This window comes from Pseudarthrobacter sp. NamE2 (assembly GCF_005796205.1).
Classification (GTDB): Bacteria; Actinomycetota; Actinomycetes; order Actinomycetales; family Micrococcaceae; genus Arthrobacter.
The window spans coordinates 149,226-164,479 of record NZ_VAHN01000006.1 but is presented as its reverse complement, the minus strand read 5'-3'; the positions used below and the strand labels follow the sequence as shown (position 1 = coordinate 164,479).

The 15,254-nt window shown below is 61.2% G+C and carries 18 protein-coding genes; 11 read left to right on the top strand and 7 right to left on the bottom strand.

From position 1 onward, the window contains the following. Positions 1 to 30 precede the first annotated feature (30 nt). On the top strand, positions 31 to 396 hold the full coding sequence (locus tag FDW83_RS09385) for a hypothetical protein (protein WP_138137764.1): 366 nt from the start codon (positions 31 to 33) through the stop codon (positions 394 to 396). A 168-nt stretch (positions 397 to 564) separates the two neighbouring features. Further along, the gene (locus tag FDW83_RS19130) at positions 565 to 717 is read left to right on the top strand and encodes a hypothetical protein (protein WP_171027513.1); all 153 of its coding nucleotides are present in this window, start codon (positions 565 to 567) and stop codon (positions 715 to 717) included. A gap of 90 nt (positions 718 to 807) precedes the next feature. On the opposite strand, the gene FDW83_RS09380 is transcribed toward FDW83_RS19130, so the two are convergent. Continuing rightward, positions 808 to 1,053, bottom strand: coding sequence for a hypothetical protein (locus FDW83_RS09380; protein ID WP_138137762.1), 246 nt, complete (start codon positions 1,051 to 1,053; stop codon positions 808 to 810). A gap of 437 nt (positions 1,054 to 1,490) precedes the next feature. Here FDW83_RS09380 and FDW83_RS09375 point away from each other — a divergent pair, with 437 nt between their 5' ends. Then, positions 1,491 to 2,843 (top strand): ParB/RepB/Spo0J family partition protein, encoded by a 1,353-nt coding sequence (locus FDW83_RS09375; protein WP_138137761.1) that lies wholly within the window; start codon positions 1,491 to 1,493, stop codon positions 2,841 to 2,843. 76 nt (positions 2,844 to 2,919) lie between these two features. Here the strand turns inward: FDW83_RS09375 and FDW83_RS19125 are convergent, their stop codons facing one another. The 3 genes from FDW83_RS19125 to FDW83_RS09365 form a co-directional block, all read right to left on the bottom strand. Further along, a complete protein-coding gene (locus FDW83_RS19125) occupies positions 2,920 to 3,063 on the bottom strand; it encodes a hypothetical protein (protein WP_171027512.1) in 144 nt (47 codons plus the stop codon). A 128-nt stretch (positions 3,064 to 3,191) separates the two neighbouring features. Beyond that, positions 3,192 to 3,419 carry a DUF2188 domain-containing protein gene (locus FDW83_RS09370; RefSeq protein WP_138137760.1) on the bottom strand — a complete coding sequence of 76 codons (228 nt, stop codon included), beginning with the start codon at positions 3,417 to 3,419 and terminating at the stop codon, positions 3,192 to 3,194. Positions 3,420 to 3,857: 438 nt separating this feature from the next. Further along, positions 3,858 to 4,109 (bottom strand): helix-turn-helix domain-containing protein, encoded by a 252-nt coding sequence (locus tag FDW83_RS09365; RefSeq protein WP_138137759.1) that lies wholly within the window; start codon positions 4,107 to 4,109, stop codon positions 3,858 to 3,860. A 440-nt stretch (positions 4,110 to 4,549) separates the two neighbouring features. Between FDW83_RS09365 and FDW83_RS09360 the strand changes: the two genes are divergently transcribed. The 5 genes from FDW83_RS09360 to FDW83_RS09340 all read left to right on the top strand — a co-directional run bounded on the left by FDW83_RS09360 (position 4,550) and on the right by FDW83_RS09340 (position 6,826). Then, positions 4,550 to 4,816 carry a glutaredoxin family protein gene (locus tag FDW83_RS09360; RefSeq protein ID WP_138137758.1) on the top strand — a complete coding sequence of 89 codons (267 nt, stop codon included), beginning with the start codon at positions 4,550 to 4,552 and terminating at the stop codon, positions 4,814 to 4,816. Positions 4,817 to 4,821: 5 nt separating this feature from the next. Next, positions 4,822 to 5,718, top strand: coding sequence for a single-stranded DNA-binding protein (locus FDW83_RS09355; protein WP_138137757.1), 897 nt, complete (start codon positions 4,822 to 4,824; stop codon positions 5,716 to 5,718). A gap of 86 nt (positions 5,719 to 5,804) precedes the next feature. Beyond that, a complete protein-coding gene (locus FDW83_RS09350) occupies positions 5,805 to 6,254 on the top strand; it encodes a hypothetical protein (protein ID WP_138137756.1) in 450 nt (149 codons plus the stop codon). 15 nt (positions 6,255 to 6,269) lie between these two features. Next, the gene (locus FDW83_RS09345) at positions 6,270 to 6,536 is read left to right on the top strand and encodes a hypothetical protein (RefSeq protein ID WP_138137754.1); all 267 of its coding nucleotides are present in this window, start codon (positions 6,270 to 6,272) and stop codon (positions 6,534 to 6,536) included. Between the two features lie 2 nt (positions 6,537 to 6,538). Continuing rightward, a complete protein-coding gene (locus FDW83_RS09340; RefSeq protein ID WP_138137752.1) occupies positions 6,539 to 6,826 on the top strand; it encodes a helix-turn-helix domain-containing protein in 288 nt (95 codons plus the stop codon). A gap of 511 nt (positions 6,827 to 7,337) precedes the next feature. On the opposite strand, the gene FDW83_RS09335 is transcribed toward FDW83_RS09340, so the two are convergent. Then, positions 7,338 to 7,646: a hypothetical protein gene (locus FDW83_RS09335; RefSeq protein WP_138137750.1), complete on the bottom strand. Its 309-nt coding sequence runs from the start codon at positions 7,644 to 7,646 to the stop codon at positions 7,338 to 7,340. 260 nt (positions 7,647 to 7,906) lie between these two features. Here FDW83_RS09335 and FDW83_RS09330 point away from each other — a divergent pair, with 260 nt between their 5' ends. From FDW83_RS09330 to FDW83_RS09320, 3 genes are read left to right on the top strand one after another with little or no spacing between them, the layout of a single operon-like run. Further along, complete coding sequence (locus FDW83_RS09330; protein ID WP_240720928.1) at positions 7,907 to 8,296, top strand: MobC family plasmid mobilization relaxosome protein; 390 nt, start codon at positions 7,907 to 7,909, stop codon at positions 8,294 to 8,296. A gap of 2 nt (positions 8,297 to 8,298) precedes the next feature. After that, complete coding sequence (locus tag FDW83_RS09325) at positions 8,299 to 9,936, top strand: relaxase/mobilization nuclease domain-containing protein (protein ID WP_138137748.1); 1,638 nt, start codon at positions 8,299 to 8,301, stop codon at positions 9,934 to 9,936. Between the two features lie 31 nt (positions 9,937 to 9,967). Beyond that, on the top strand, positions 9,968 to 11,200 hold the full coding sequence (locus FDW83_RS09320; RefSeq protein ID WP_138137746.1) for a hypothetical protein: 1,233 nt from the start codon (positions 9,968 to 9,970) through the stop codon (positions 11,198 to 11,200). Positions 11,201 to 11,366: 166 nt separating this feature from the next. Here the strand turns inward: FDW83_RS09320 and FDW83_RS09315 are convergent, their stop codons facing one another. Next, positions 11,367 to 11,792, bottom strand: a complete 426-nt coding sequence (locus FDW83_RS09315) for a hypothetical protein (RefSeq protein ID WP_138137744.1) — start codon at positions 11,790 to 11,792, stop codon at positions 11,367 to 11,369. A 193-nt stretch (positions 11,793 to 11,985) separates the two neighbouring features. Next, complete coding sequence (locus FDW83_RS09310) at positions 11,986 to 14,907, bottom strand: lipopolysaccharide assembly protein LapB (RefSeq protein WP_171027511.1); 2,922 nt, start codon at positions 14,905 to 14,907, stop codon at positions 11,986 to 11,988. Positions 14,908 to 15,254: the final 347 nt, after the last annotated feature.

The window sequence follows — 15,254 nt, the reverse complement described above, 5'->3', positions numbered from 1 at the left end:
TCAGGAATCATCAAAGCGGCGGGAGCAAAAGTGGCGTCAGGACTCATATCCCAAGAGTTCCGCGACCAAGCAGCGCGTGTAGTACGACAGATCGCAGCGGGCTATGCCGTACTTGCGGCCGTGCTCCTGATACTGGCCTTCTTCCAATCAGACCAAACCTTCATCTATTGGTTGCTTGTTCTGTCCGTCCCGATATTTGGGGTTCTCTTCACAACCGTGGGCAGAATCGACCCAACGCTGGGCGGAGCCTCTGAAATCCTCGCCAACTCGCCAGTAATCCTGCTCAACATAGTCTGGTGCTTCGCCTTCATGTGGGTAATCCTTCGTGTGACGCTGGAGGTCATTCTGGCGATAACTGCATCCGTTGTTGACCTTCGCAGTCGCAAGATCAAGTGATTCAGAGGCTCCAAACCAAGGCCTGCATCGTTGGGGCTTGTCTATAGGAACATCTCCGCCGGCCGCGTCACGCTGCGCGGGCACCGCGACTTCCAGCCCGCACGCAGGAACTGCCGATACTGTGACAGGACACCGCCGTCCCGTCCGTACAGCCAAGGAGTCCCCAGCGTGGCAGATCAATTCCGCATAACCGAGGACGACACCGTTTCCCCGGACGCGAGCCCCCTTGAAGACATCCTGGAACTGAGCCTGCTCACCGCAGGCCCATTCACCGGCCCCGTGGACCGGCCAAGGAAAGACCAAAGACACTACGAGCTGTAACCGCAAGCAGCGCTGACGCTGCACCCCATAAGTTTCCTTTTGCCGAGGAATACCGCGAAGGGCCGGCACGTCGAACGTGCCGGCCCTTCGTCATGTCCGACGCGTCTCAGAGCCAAGCCGCCAGAGGGCCACGGCCGCGAGACTATTGAGAAAGGCGATAAAGAGGTCGCCGGCAGCAGGCCGGCCGAGAACAAGATCCACGACCACCAGCACCACCGATCCGATCGCGGCAACGCTGAACATTACAGCCAGGACCCGCCAGGCCCGTGGTGACTTCCAGGCGCTTGCGCGGCCGGCTTCACCGCTGCGGCCAGGGCGTGGAGCTCGATCACTCATGCCCCAACACTACTGAAGGAAAGTGCAGGCTCGCTGGGCTCGCCGTGGTTTCCGCTGCGCTGCAACCAGTTGGTGGGCGTCCGCTGGCGCGGCCGGCTGTTGGGTCCAGTGCCGGCTCCGCAGGGCTCCGCCGTCCCTGGCCCTGTCTGTCTACGACGTTTTGGCTGCTGTCCTGACGGATTGTACGTGCCCGTTCCGGCCCCTCTAGCCCCTCCTTCGTCGGGGCCTGCGGCCCGCAGAAGTCTTCTCCGGCGCTCCTTCGTCGCTTATTTCCTCCGAAGATTTTCCGGGTCTTGCCCTTACGGGTAGACGGGCCTGCACGGGCACAGCTCCGCAAGCTCCGCCAGCAGCCAAAACAACGAGGGGGAGAAGGGGAGCTGGCCGGTCACCTAAGCCGCCCCACCCACCCAACTTCTCGGCAAGAAGGAGCAACACCAATGACCGCAGCACCTACGCTTGAAATGCTTGACCCGGCAACCCTGACCGTTGATGTCAACGTCCGGAAGGACGCCGCCCTGACCTCCGATTTCATCGCCAGCATCGCTGAACACGGCGTGATGGAACCTGTAATCGCCCACCGCAAGGGCGACGGCACCGTGCACGTCCTGATGGGTCAGCGCCGCACCCGCGCCGCCGTCGAAGCCGAACGGCCCCTGATCCCGGTGATGATCATCGACAGCCCTGAGGAAGCAGAACGCATCGTCACGCAGGTGGTCGAGAACATCCAGCGCGCCGAACTCACCGAAGCCGACGAGGCCGACGCCTACCACCAGCTGTCCCTGATCGGTGTCTCGGCCGCCGCGATCGCCAAGAAGACCGGACGGACCAGGACCACCGTCGAAAGCGCCTTGAAGGCCAAGTCCACCTACACCGGAGCCGCTGCCCTGGGCAAGGGCTACACCATTGAAGAAGCCCTTATTCTCGCGGAATTTGAATCCGACGAGGAAGCCACCGCAGAGCTTGAATCGGTCATCATGGATGAACCCGACATGCTCCTGCACGTCACCCAGCAACTGCGCGACAAGCGCGACCGCGCCGCCGCGCTGGCCGCCCTCACCGCAGAGCTGGAAGCAGCCGGAACGGTCGTTGTTCCCGAATGCGGGTACGGGGAAGACAGCGAAACCCTCCGCGTCACGTCCCTGAAAAGGGCGGACGGTGAGCCGGCCACCGACGAGGACGGCAACGCCGTCTACATCGAGACGGACTATCGCGGCGAACACTCCACCGTCGCCGTCGTCACCGGCTGGAAAGACCTGGGCTTCACGCTCCGCTATTACAGCGGCTACGGCACCTCCTCGGCCCCCAAAGGCCCCATGACTGACGAGCAGAAGGCCGAACGGAAGACCCTGATCGAGAACAACAAGCTGATGCAGTCAGCTGCCACCGTCCGCTGCGAATGGGTCAAGAACCTGCTGGCCAAAAAGCAGGCCCCCAAGGGATGGCAGTACTTCACCCTCCACGCGATCACCCACCACCCCGAAACCGCCAGCGGCTACGAGGGCAAAGTGGCCGCTGAAATGGTCGGGACAAAGTTCGAAGAATCCAACCAGTGGGCATGGAACCCGCTCAGGGACCACGTCGCCAAAACGACCGCACGCCCGGAATTCGGACTGATTGCGCTGGTCTGCGCCGGATACGAAAAGACCATCGCCAAAGACTCGTGGCGGTCCCCGAGCCAGACGCACCGGGACTACCTGAACCAGCTGGTCCTCTGGGGATACACCGCAAGCGAGGTCGAACAAATCATCATCGACAGCGGCCAACAGGCCGAGGAAGAATCGGCAGCATAAAAACCCCTTGCCGGGCGGAAGCGAACGCCGCCCGGCAAGGCTCCCGGCCACTCATCATCCGTGGGCCAGGAGCCTTTCAGAAGTCGGGCGGTCCGCCGCCCAGGGCGAACCACAGCAGCCACTCACCAGCGGCGGACCGCCATAACGCACCCACCACACGCACCACCAGTTGCCGCGCTGCCGGGGACAACGACGGCGCAGGAGCGGCTGCAGCAACCACCGACAAAATTTAGCTAGGCTGAATTCGTAAATTTCCTTTGCCGAGGAGAACCAGAAGGGCCGGCTCATTTCTGAGCCGGCCCTTCTTGTCTCCCCACGCACCAAAGCGCCAAAGGGATGGCGTAGCAATCAACCCGGGACATTCCTGGGATCATTGCCGTAACTGCTCTTGGAACCGATCTGGCCGTCCTGGTTCTTGATCACGTGCTCGACCTTGTCCGCCTGGGCAGCTTCCCGGCCTACAGCTGCCGCTTCATCCTTCGTGCCATAGCCGGCGCCGAATGCATGGTCGCTGCCCTCGCGCTTGTTCTTCCACGAACCGTCTTCGTAGTACGTCTCGATGTCACCCTGAGCCACTGCATACTCCTTCTGCCGTTCGGTTACCTGACACCTGCTACGCAAATGCGGATAGAGAAAAACCCCGCAACACCGAGCAGTGGCGGGGCCTCCCTGGCAACCACTCCGCCTGATGGGGGATAAGCGGGGAAGCTAACACCAAACTAATAGAAAGCATGCTTACTTTTCAAACCGAAGCGCCTTCGGAAGCCGTAAGCTGCGCGAAGAAGAGAACCGCGCGGACACGTTCCCCATGGTCCAAACCCTGCGTTGCCGACGAACCGGCCGCCCCGGTTGATCTTCCTCCAGCAGGGACGACACCTATTCGGCACTGCTACTCCAGCCAGGTGCCCACATCACCGCTCGACATGGAACTTTTCAGGCACAGGGGGGCTTCGGTGTTGGCGAACCTGCGGGGATGACCACAGTAACCGGCGGCGGAACTCCGGCCGCTTCGCTCTAGGGTTGGTCCTCGTCGTTGACTTCCGATGTCTGGCCCTTCCTGAGTGTTTTCCGGTTTTTCCAGACCCAGTCCTTGACTTGATCTCTGGCGATCAACCATGTCTTCTCGACTTGGTAAGCAGGAATCACTCCGTTTTGGAGCCAGCGGTACAGGGTATTTCGGGAGAGTCCGAAGAGTTCTTCGAGGTCTTGAGGCGAAAGAAGCTCCGGGTACTTGGCGAAGAGTGCTTCCAGATACTTGGGGTCCATGCTCAGGCGGTCCTACCGTTTGAAGTCATCTCAAACCGCAACTTTGTGATGGGGCGAACTAGGGGTGACTGTAAGTTATCGAACCCGTTTGTCAGGGTCGTCCTTGGCCTTCCACGTCTGACGGTACTAATGCAATCTTTGCGGACATTCCCGGGGGTTGTGAAATGCCGGCTATTTTGATCGAACACGCAGAAGAAGAACCAGGCCGCCCTGGATGCCCGCAGAGCAGAGGACTCCTGACATCTGTGCAGTCAGCTTCTGAAATCAACAGCCGTGGTCCAAAAGCGGGAAGTGCCACTATTCGGCCGAAAATCACCATGCCAGAAACCCCTAAAACAAGGAGCAGAACCGCTATTCATTCAGTTGAATGATTGCTAGAATTGAAGTAGCAAGTCAACCAGACGAACGAAACTCCTTTGATACGAAACCAGGTGCTGAAAATGACTGCTTTACCCACCGCTTACACGGTCTACACCAAGCCCGACTGCCCGAACTGTGAGAAGACGAAGGGCTACTTCGACTCCAAGGGCATCACCTACACGGCCGTGGACATCACCGAAGTGCCGGCAGCGCTGGAGTACATCACCGCTGAACTCGGCTACTCCCGGGCGCCCGTTGTCGTGAACAACTCCGATGACCAGGACCACTGGTCCGGCCTGCGCCGCGACAAGCTCGTCCAGGCGGCCATGAGTCACAAGGCAGCGTGACGACCGTGACCACCCCGCGCCCGGTTGTCGGGTACAACCTCAGCCCACGGATCCCGTTGGAGGTGGACCTGTTCCGGCAGGTCAACCCCAGCGGCAGGATCATCCCCGACGCTGTGGACCCCTACGTTGTGGAACCCGCCATTGTGGAACCCCTCGTTGAGGACCTGTACGACGGCTACGCCGTCCCGGACCAAGGAGGGGATGACGGGTACCTTGAGGCGATCAACCGAGCCCCGCTCGGGGAGGGCGGGCTCTGGGATGAACACACTGCGAACCAGTACCAACTCAACGACCTCACCCACGACGAGCCGGGCGGGACCGAACTTCAGAACGAACCCGCAACAGATACCGAGAACATCACCAGCACACGAGGAAAAGGAACCATCATGGCCGGCGAAACCACGATTACTGTCATTGGAAACCTGACATCGGAACCAGAGTTGCGCTTTACTCCGAGTGGGTCGGCCGTAGCGAACTTCACCATCGCTTCAACGCCCAGGACCTTTGACCGTCAGTCCAACGAGTGGAAGGACGGGGAGACACTTTTCCTCCGGGCCAGTGTCTGGCGGGAAGCAGCTGAGAACGTGGCCGAGTCCCTGACCAAGGGCACGCGCGTGATCGCCACCGGACGGCTGAAGTCCCGTTCCTACGAAACCAAGGAAGGCGAGAAGCGCACTGTGATCGAACTCGAAGTCGACGATATCGGCCCTTCCCTCCGGTACGCGAACGCGAAGGTCAACCGCACCCAGCGCAGCCCCCAGGGCGGGCAGGGGAACGGCTACCAGGTCAGCGCCAGCAACCAGCCGCAATCCGGCCCGCAGGACGATCCCTGGGTCGTGCCGGCCAACAGCAACGCCGCCGGTGGATGGGGCAACGGACCCGACTCCGAACCTCCCTTCTAAGCAGTACAGCTGTCGGGCCGGCAGGTACGCTGGCCCCGACAGGCACAACCCGCTAATCCCAACCGCGAGTAAGAAGGAACACCGCTATGACGCACGCAGATGACCTCCGCGCCTGGGCCAGGGGCATGTACACCATCGAGGCGGCAACGGAGCTGCTGCTGCGGGGCTTTGGCGGGAAGTTCGCTGCCCCGGGGAACCCCTGGGTCCACACGAGCACAGAGCCGCAAGGACCCGGGCAGGTAAGTGCATGGATCGACTTCGCGTCCATCCCGGAAGAGGCCGGCGCACTGTCGGGCGGGGAGCGCCGCTTCCTCATGCTGGCGGCGTCACTGGCTGAGGACGTTCCCGCCGTTTTGGGTGACATCGTGCCGGGACTGGATCGCGAGAACCTGGACCTGGTCCTGGCGGCGATCGCTCATGCCGGCGGCAGCCACCAGCACTCGGATATCCGCTTTAACGAGGACGGGACGATGTCCCTGGGGAAGGGCTACCTGGACAGCCTGCACCCCTGGCCGCGGACGCTGCGTACCGTCTAACCAGGAGCTTTGTTGATGGCGAAACCGAAGCGGTTTCCGGCGTTCACGCCGTACTACACCGAGGACCAGGCGGGACAGGTCCGGGCCGCGTTCAAGGCCGCCGGGCTGCAGGAGGGCGACGCGAGCGTTTCCGACCTTATCGTCAGGGCAACGATGCGTGAGGTGAAGCGCCTGCAACGCAAGTACAACGGCGGTAAGCCATGGCCTCCGGTGCAGGCCGGCGAACTACGCCGGGGACAGAGAACGTTGGATGAAATGCAGCACCGAAACGAGGAAACATAACCGTGGCTAAGCGGACCGAAGAAGTAAGCAGGAACAGCGCGCCGGTGGCCGGCCCGTTTCCCAAGATGCTGACGCTGGAGCAGGTCGAGGAAGTCCTGAACCTCGGCAAACCGCTGGTCTACGCGCTGGTTCGCAGTGGTGAGCTGAGGGCGGCGCAGTTCGGCGGGAGGGGTGTCTGGAGGGTCCGCGAAGACGATCTGGCCGCGTACATTGAGGCCGCTTACGAAAAGACAGCGGAACGCATTGCTTCGGGCCAGGTCGCCGAGGGCGAGGCCCCCGAGGACGATTAACCCGCGAGCGTTTGAGACTGCGAAGGTCGGCACCTATGACAGGTGCCGGCCTTCTTCAGTTTCTAGCCGGACACCGCTTCTTGCGAAATCCTCTGGGTGCGGCTGGTCCCTTTGCTGGGATCACGCGGGCCTGCGCACGATTGTGGTGATTCGTACCGCTCTGTACCGGCCCGGAAAGCCCCCTTGTGCCTTAGAAGCCGGCCCCCTCGAGTGGTTTCATATGTATCCGGAGATGCCTGATCGTCTCGTCCCCTGTCGTCCCTGCTGAAGAAACCCAGCCGCCCCTCTGGGCGCGTCGGAAGCATCGGGCTTGGACCATGGGAAAGGGGGCCGCTGGTGCGTTGTGACTTCGGAGGCTGTGCACATGCGCCGGTAGCGGATGGTGACGTGCCCTTGGATGGTGTCCTGGCATTTGTGTTCAGCCGGTCGGGTGGGTCCCGTCGTCCACGTGGGCACGGGAAAAGCCCGTAGGTTTCAGCTTTTGCCGTGCCCATGTGGACGAGGGGCAGGTTTACTCAGCCCCGGTGTCCCCGCTGGCTGAGGACGGCGTGCTGTCGTCTGTGGTGCGGGTGGTGGCCGGTTTCCGGCGCCGCGCTGCGGCGCCGGATTCGAGCCCGAGCTTCTTCAGTTCATCGGGGCTCCACCCGTCTTTGGTGGCGCGCACGTAGGCGCGCTTGTCTTCACGCTCGGCTTCGGCGAGCTGCTCGCGCAGGTCGGTGATGCGCTGCCTGGTCTTGACCAGGCTCGTGACGGACTCGATGCGCGAATCCAGCAGGGCGCGGGCCTGGTTGCGGGTCTGTTCAATATTGATGGTAGGCATGCCCCCACCGTAACCACAGCGGATGCCGGTTGTGTTGGAGCGACGCGCAGCGGAGCTCCAATTGGCGACCTGGTCAGCACCTGGGGTGTGAATAGGGCTTGAGCGACCTGGCGGAGCAAGCTATACGTTTACACGGGTGTAATCGGGCGTGTCCTGCACGACTCCTGCGTCGGCGTTTGGCACACTGGCTTGTGGGTCCCCGGTTTCGGGGTCGCTGTGCTGGGCTTTTGACTGCGGTAACCGAGGGATTGGGGGAGTGCGTGTCTACCGAGGATGTGGCGCATTCCCGGCTTTCCCGGCGGCGGCGGGCGAATTCGCCTGCGGGGACGAAGAAGCGCCGCGATGTGTGGGTTACGGCGGAGGAAGAAGCCGCGCTGATCGGGAAGGCTGCCCGGCAGAAAGTCACGGTCCCGAACCTGCTGCTGACCGCTGCGTTGTCGGAGTCGTCGGAGACCCCGACGGAGCGGCGCGCTGCGATGGCTGAACTGATGGCGATCCACACGCTGCTGGCTCGGGTGTCGAACAACGTGAACCAGATCGCCCGGCATGCCAACGCCGGCGACGAGTTCCCCCAGGACGCCAAGGCTGCTTTGGCTTATGTGCGTGAGGTTGCGATGCGGATCGACCGCACCATTGAGGGGTTGATGTAGGGATGATTCCGAACATCACCCGCGGCTCTCGGATGGGCGGCCTGATGGTGTACCTGGTGTCGACGGATGCGGATAAGACGAAGAACGCGCACACCGACCCGCACCTGGTCGCCGGGGATGCGGCCATCATGGCCTGGTACGACGACGGTGTCCTGGACAAGGACGACGCGGCGGCGATTGCGAAGCACCTGGACCAGCCGCGCAAGGCGTTCGGCGTCGAGGTCCGGGTCAAGGACATGGTCTGGGATCCGGTGCAGAAGCAGCGGGTTTTCGCCGGCTACAAAGATGCCAGCGTCTGGCACTGCTCCCTAAGTCTGCACGCCGAGGAAGGCGCCCTGACGGACCAGCAGTGGGGCGATATCGCCAACGACTTCGTCGACGCGATGGGCTTCACCGAAGCCAGCGGCAAAGCACAGTGCCGATGGGTCGCGATCAACCACGGAACCAGTGAGAACGGCAACCACCACATCCACATCGCCGTGTCCCTGGTCCGCGAAGACGGCACCAAAGCCTCCACCCACGGTGACTACGCCAAGGCCCAGAAAACTTGCCGGGCTCTGGAGGCAAAGTACGGGCTGGAAGAGCTCTCCAGCGTGCACGCCACCCGCGGTTACGAACGAGCCGAAAAGGCCACAGCGGCACGCGACCAGCGCGAGATGCACCGGGCCTCCCTCGCCCGCAAAGTGCGTGCCAGCGCTTCCGCCTCCGGTAGTGAAGCGGAGTTCGTCCGCCGCGCCAGGGACACTGGTCTGCTGGTCCGGCCACGGTACGCGAAGAACACCACCGACGTCATCGTCGGCTACTCCGTAGCCGAACAACCGAAGCCGGGGGAGCGGCCCATCTGGTTCGGCGGTGGCACCCTCGCCACCGACCTACGCCTTGGACAACTGCGGCAGGAATGGACCGACACTCCACAGGCGGCAACAGAAGCAGCGGCCGAGTGGAACGCTGCCGCACGCAACAAACGCAAGGCCTTCACGAACGGCCGCGAGACCAGGACGCCGTCAGCGGATGCGTGGGTGGAATACACCCGCAACGCCACAGCACTGGCCGACCAGCTGCGCACCATTCCCCGCGACGATCACGCAACCTGGGCGAAGGCAGCGCGTGAGGTTTCCGGTGCCTTCGCAGCCTGGTCATACCGGCTCGAATCGACACCCGGGCCATTGGCGGCCACCGCAGCGGAACTGTCCCGTACAGCCCAGCTGCGCGCACCCCGCCAGCACAGCAGACCGGTAGCACTTCCCTCCATTGCCGGGACGGCCATGTTGTTCATGGCAGCGTCCAGCAAGGACAAGACAGCCGCTCAAACAGCACTCATGGTGCAGCTGATCAACACCGCATTCGCGGTGTATGAAATGCACGCGCAGTCCGGCCGTGCCCGCGAAGCCCAGCGCATCCGGGCAGTTGTCGAGAACCAGCTGGCCCCGTTTACTGCGACGATGCCCAAGGCCGTGACCGTAGGAGCTGAACAGCACCCGGCCAAAGAGGCTGCGGTACGGCCGAGGGCGGTGGATATTGCCCGCCGCGGCATGGCCCCGCTCCGTCCCGGGTCGGTGGTCCCAACGACACCTACACCGGCGACACCAGCCAAGACCCATCAGCCCAGCCGTAACATCGGACCGGGACTCGACCGATAAGAATCACACCACTAGTGCAAGGGGAACACCAATGAGTGAATCAGACGGCATCGACGACTTTCTCGACAACGGAATGCGGCAATCCCTCATGGTCGCCGCACGCATCGCAGAGACGCTGGCCCGCCGCCGGCAGGAAGCCCAGCGACAGCAGGAATACCTGGACTCCCAGGCAGCGCACGAAGCCCAGACGCGCCTTAGTGCTGAACGCAGCTCAGCCCTCGCCGTCCTCGCACCCGTACAAAAAGACGAGTGGTGGGACAAGGCACAGCCGGCCGACATCGCCACGGCACACGCGGTCGCTGAAGGCTGGAAAGACCACGACCCCACCGCCCTGGAAGCCTCCACGAAAATCCGCGAAGAAGTCCTAGCCCGGTACGGCATCGACACCCACGACGTCGGCACGGACACCGCCTACCTCGAATCCGGCATCGCGACCATCGCAACCGAGAAGGCCCGGCTGGACGAGCTGGCACGAAGCCAGGAAGAAGCACGGAAAACCGCCGCAGGACACGAGAAAGCCATGCAGCTGATCGCCGCTGCACAGGCAGAAGAACTTCGAGCCCAGGCGGCGAAACTGGCACCTGAAATGGAGCGCCACCAGGTCCCCGTGGAATACCTTGCAAACCCCGAACTGGCACAGGCCCTGCAACGCGCCCACAACGCGAAAACCCCCAAAGCTGCCGCGGCTGCAGACGCCGACATCAAAGAGCGGTTGTTCCTTATCGGCAAGGACGGCATCAACGGCCCCGAAATTGAGCAGCTGCGCAAAGAAACCACCGCGACCATCAACGGTGCCGGCGAATCCCACTTCAACGATCCCCAGTTCGTGAAAGCAGCCAAGGCGATGCACGAAGCCAAACTCCTGGCCGAAGGCGGATTCACACACTCTCAATTCGCATCAATGGAGCAACGGTATGAACGGGCCGAGAAGGAACTCTTCGCCCGCCTCGAAAACATCGGCCGCGAGATCGAAAACTGCGTCACAGGCAACGACAGCAGCCAACTCAAAGACCAGGCACCTACCCTGGAAGCCACATCAGCTACCGGCTACGGCTCAGCCGAACACCACGCAAAATTCGCTCAGTCCTTGGAGGACAGCGGCGCCAACGAAGCCCAGATCCGAGGGCGGCTCACCGCGTCACGCAGCGAAGGCGCCCACCCCAGCGCCGCCGTCACCATGGGCAAGGGCGCGGCCAAGGCTAGAAAAACTCGTGCAGGGGCAGCGGTGGGCGCTGAACGAGGCAAAGGCGGATTAAGCCGTTAGTTTCCATTAGCTCATGCACCCAAGTGCGAAGGGGAGAAAGCGCTTGGCGTTCTCCCCTTCGCGCTGCAATTGGCTAGTTGTTAGCGATCAATGCGTCTAACCAAGGCTTAAGGTCTGCCGCTCGTGACCGGGACGAAATCCCACTCGGAAGTAGGCTTGCCGGGCCTTATGGCCTGTTTTCCTTCTCCCACCGGGCCTTGTCTTTCCGCCATTCGCGTTGGTTGTCTGCGTCGAGCGGACCGAAACCGGTCTTTTCGGGGAACGGTTCGGGATACTCCACGGGTGCAGCTGTTTCGGAGCCATGAGAAAGGTTATCGCTAGGCTGCGCGTTGGCATCAGGGGCCGCGGCCGTTTCAACAGACGCCGGTGTCGGTGCTCCTGTGGCAGGTTGAATAACGTTGGGACCAATTACCCAAGTTTCTGTTTCACCGTCGGCTTTGACGGTGAAGTGATAGATCGGGGTTCCGCTCTCCCGGCCCCAGGTTTTGTCGAGAATCGTTCCCTCGACTGTTCGACGACTATCTGGATTCGGATGCGGATAGCGTATACGGTCTCCAATATTCCATTTTTCACCATGGCGTTCTTCAGACATGGATGAAGTATCTCAAACAGCGACGTGAGAGAGCCGGAAGGACAACGGAAACATTTCCGTTGCGGAGACCATCGGTTCGGCAATCGTCAGCCCGAGCGGGATCTTTGCTCTACTGGGCGCTGAGCTGTTCCGGATCTTGTCGTCGAGGGCAGGGTGACTGGTCGCCTGCTTTTCTATGACGATGAGGCTGCGATCAGTTGCTGGTAAGGATTATGCGGTGTGTCACCCAGCGGTCGTTGGCCTCTGTCTGCTGGACGAGGCCGCGTACATACTGGGATGCCAATTCTGGCCCTGCCGTTTCCGTAAGTCCCTGGTAGTGACTGGCTAGAGCTTCTTCAAAGGGATCAGCGATATCCGCCTTGGTCGCTGCCGCTCGAACGCCCGCTAATACGAAGGGCAGCTGATTCGCGGTAAGCCAGCTCTGCTCCAGAAGCCTCTGTAGAAACAACACCAGGTTTGAGTAAGCGTCGTGGGCGCCAATACGAATAAGCCAACGAGAGGTAGCCTCCACCCAACCTTGGACCGAACCGGGGTCATTGGCCGATCGGGTGAGCGCCTCCAGGACAAAACGGACAGGCTCCTCCGGAGCGATTCCAAGGGGAGCCCAAGCGATATAGCTGGCACAGCCGCCAGCTCGCCACCCGTCGAGTACAGCAGCGGCTTCTAACCACTCCCGGCGAAAGACCGATCCGACATGGTGATGGTTGATTAGAATCGCTTGCAGCGTCGTCGCCAAGTCATCGGTCAGGGCGTGCTGACGTCTCATCGCTTCAATGAGTGCAGACGTTCCAAAGGACTCAATACCTAAGGAAGCGGCCAGTTGACGAATACTTGCATCGTCGCACCACAGAGGCTTCCGCGGTTCGTCCATCGCGAGGTCTAGAGCAGTAAGCCATACGAACACTTTTCCTTCGGCCTTGGCACTTGGGATGTTCGTCCGAGTTGAGCGTCCCTGGCACCTCATCCCTTGAAGGCGCGTGTGTACATGCTTCGCACGGCTGAAGCGCTGATCGGCCTCCTGCTCGGGGATCGTGTGTATTTGGGCTGTGCCGGCGCTCGTCCTGCCAACTGACATCGTGGAACGATGGGCTAACGCGTCCAGAGCCTGGATTGAGTCGAGCATTTGTTCCAAGGGCGCGACAATATCCCGGATGTAGCCAAGCAACTGATCACCCAGTTCTTGCTCAAAGTGGCCGAGTGCCTCAAGAGCACTGACGTCGACGACAACTTCCAAGTTGCGGGCCGAGATGGCAGTTGACACCTCTTGGTTGAATGCCGCCGCGTTGCCGGAAAATGCTGTTCCTGTGCGGCAGGCAAGAAGCTCTACATAGCTGCGGTGGTGCACGGAAGCGGCCAAACCGAACGGAAGCTCGCCCTCCTCGACTTGCCGGTCCAGATCCGAAGTGTCGGGTATTTGCGCCACGAGCGTGTCCAAGGTGGCCAGCGGGTCATCGAGGTCCACGGTCTGGGGAACGAAGACATCCTCGAGGCTGGGCAGCAGTTCTGCGAACCTGGTCCGAATTTGTTCGGAGACTGCTTCAGGCAGGTCTTCGGGTGCTCCCAACAGTGCCTTGGTTGCCATGACACGGACCTGTTTGCTCGCGCTGAATGCATCGAGGACTTTAAGAAGGTCGGATAAGGCATCGCCTGCCTTTTGATTGCGTCGCCACAATTCGATGCGGACGATAGCTTCATGCTCGTTGCGGGGCGAGGGTTTGCCTCCGAAGTCCGCATAAGTTCTCCATGCTTCATCGAGTTGGCCCAAACGCATCTGGCATTCCACGAGGGCCCAGACTGCTGATGGATTATGCGGATCATGGGACATCAGCTGTGCTGCGGCCTCCGCAGCTTCTGCCCAGCGGCCAACCGCGGAGAGGTTCTCTATCAGCAGACGCCAAACATCCTCCTGTTTTCCCCACTGCGAGTTGGCTGTGGCAAGAGCGTGTCGGGCGCATTCCACTGCGGCCTTTTTATCATCGGAGCGTAGGTATGCGTTTGCTGCTGTGAACCAAAGTTCGGCGTCAGACCATTGCTCCGCCGCGTTTGCTGCGACTTGCGCGGCTTGTGCAAACTCAGCGCGTGAATCGAAGTACTTGTAGAGGGCAAAGGCAAGGGGGCGCCGTTGTCTTGCTCGTGTCCTAAGCGCCTCAAATTGTCCCGCGACCCCGCTGAAAGCCTCGGCTATGAGTTTGATGTCGCTGACGAGGTCCTCATTAGTACTAGCCAACGCTTGCAGCTTTGAGGAAATGGTTCCGTGCATGGCGAGGTGCAGTCCGATTCGAAATTGCTCGGACGGTGTTGTAGCTAGATTGGCCGCCTCCAGCCAAAGTTCCAGGGCTGCCTTTTTGTCCTCCCGGTGTTCGGCCATCAGTGCCTTGGCTTCGAGTCCTGAGAGCGGGTCAGACTCATTCTCTAGGAGGGTAACAACCTCGTTGTCTGGCCTGATTTCTGCAGCGATAATGAGTGCCCGCTGACGGATATCTTTGTTACTGGCCTCCTGGACGGTCGCTTCCCCGTTTGGTGACGTTTGCGTCAGTTTCCACGCCATTCTGCTGTTGCCGAGAGCCTGGGCGGCTTGGATTGCAGTGGCAACGGCACGATGGGAGGGCCCTCTCCACCTTCGGATTCTGTTACGAACGTCCAACGCCAACTCGAGGCTGATCTCAAGATCAGAGAAGTGCAGCCTTGACTCCCGGGATGTACCTCGGTGCAGGAGATAGTCAGCGGCCAGTTGGGCTGGCCCCGTAATTTCGTCGTTTTCCAACGCCAGACGAGCTAGTCGCACTGCGCCATCGATATCACCTTGGGCGGCGAGGAATTGGCACTGCATCGAGGTTTTGAGCGCGCGTTCTGGTGCTTCTGGCGTCTCCCATGTCTTCAGGATGTCTAGGGCTCGGGCTGGGGCGTTATCCAGTGCGGCTATTATGGCATCAGCCAGAGGGTGCCCTGCCTGATGCATCATTCGCTCCCGTTGGGCAGCAGGAGTCGGGGCTTCCCTGAGCAGCTCACGTCGGACCTCCCAGTAGGCAGCGGGTGTTGCCCCTTGCTTTAGGCCTTGATCGATGAGTTCTATGGCTTCGGTATTCAAGCCAAAATCGGATGCGAGGTCAGCCATCCAGAGTAGGGCTTGTGAATTTGGTTGCCCTAGCCAGCTCGGTCGGTTTTGGGCCCAGTCCCGTAAGGCAGTGGCAGGATCCTCTGCAGCAACAAATTCATGAACGAACCGTTGAACAGCCGGCCAATCTGCGGCCAGGATCTTGGCATGCTTAGCGCGCAGGGGAGCCATAAACTGCAGGTCTGAGTCAAAGACGGAGGCTGGAGGGATAAGCGCAGACCTTATTTCCGCCCGTGTAGCCGATGATTGAACTTCAATGGCTTCGTTGACGGTAAGCCCCTGCGTGTAGGCGGAAAGCAGGGCAGAAACGACTTGGGACGATTCGTCTGCGGTGAGCGCCCAGGAGG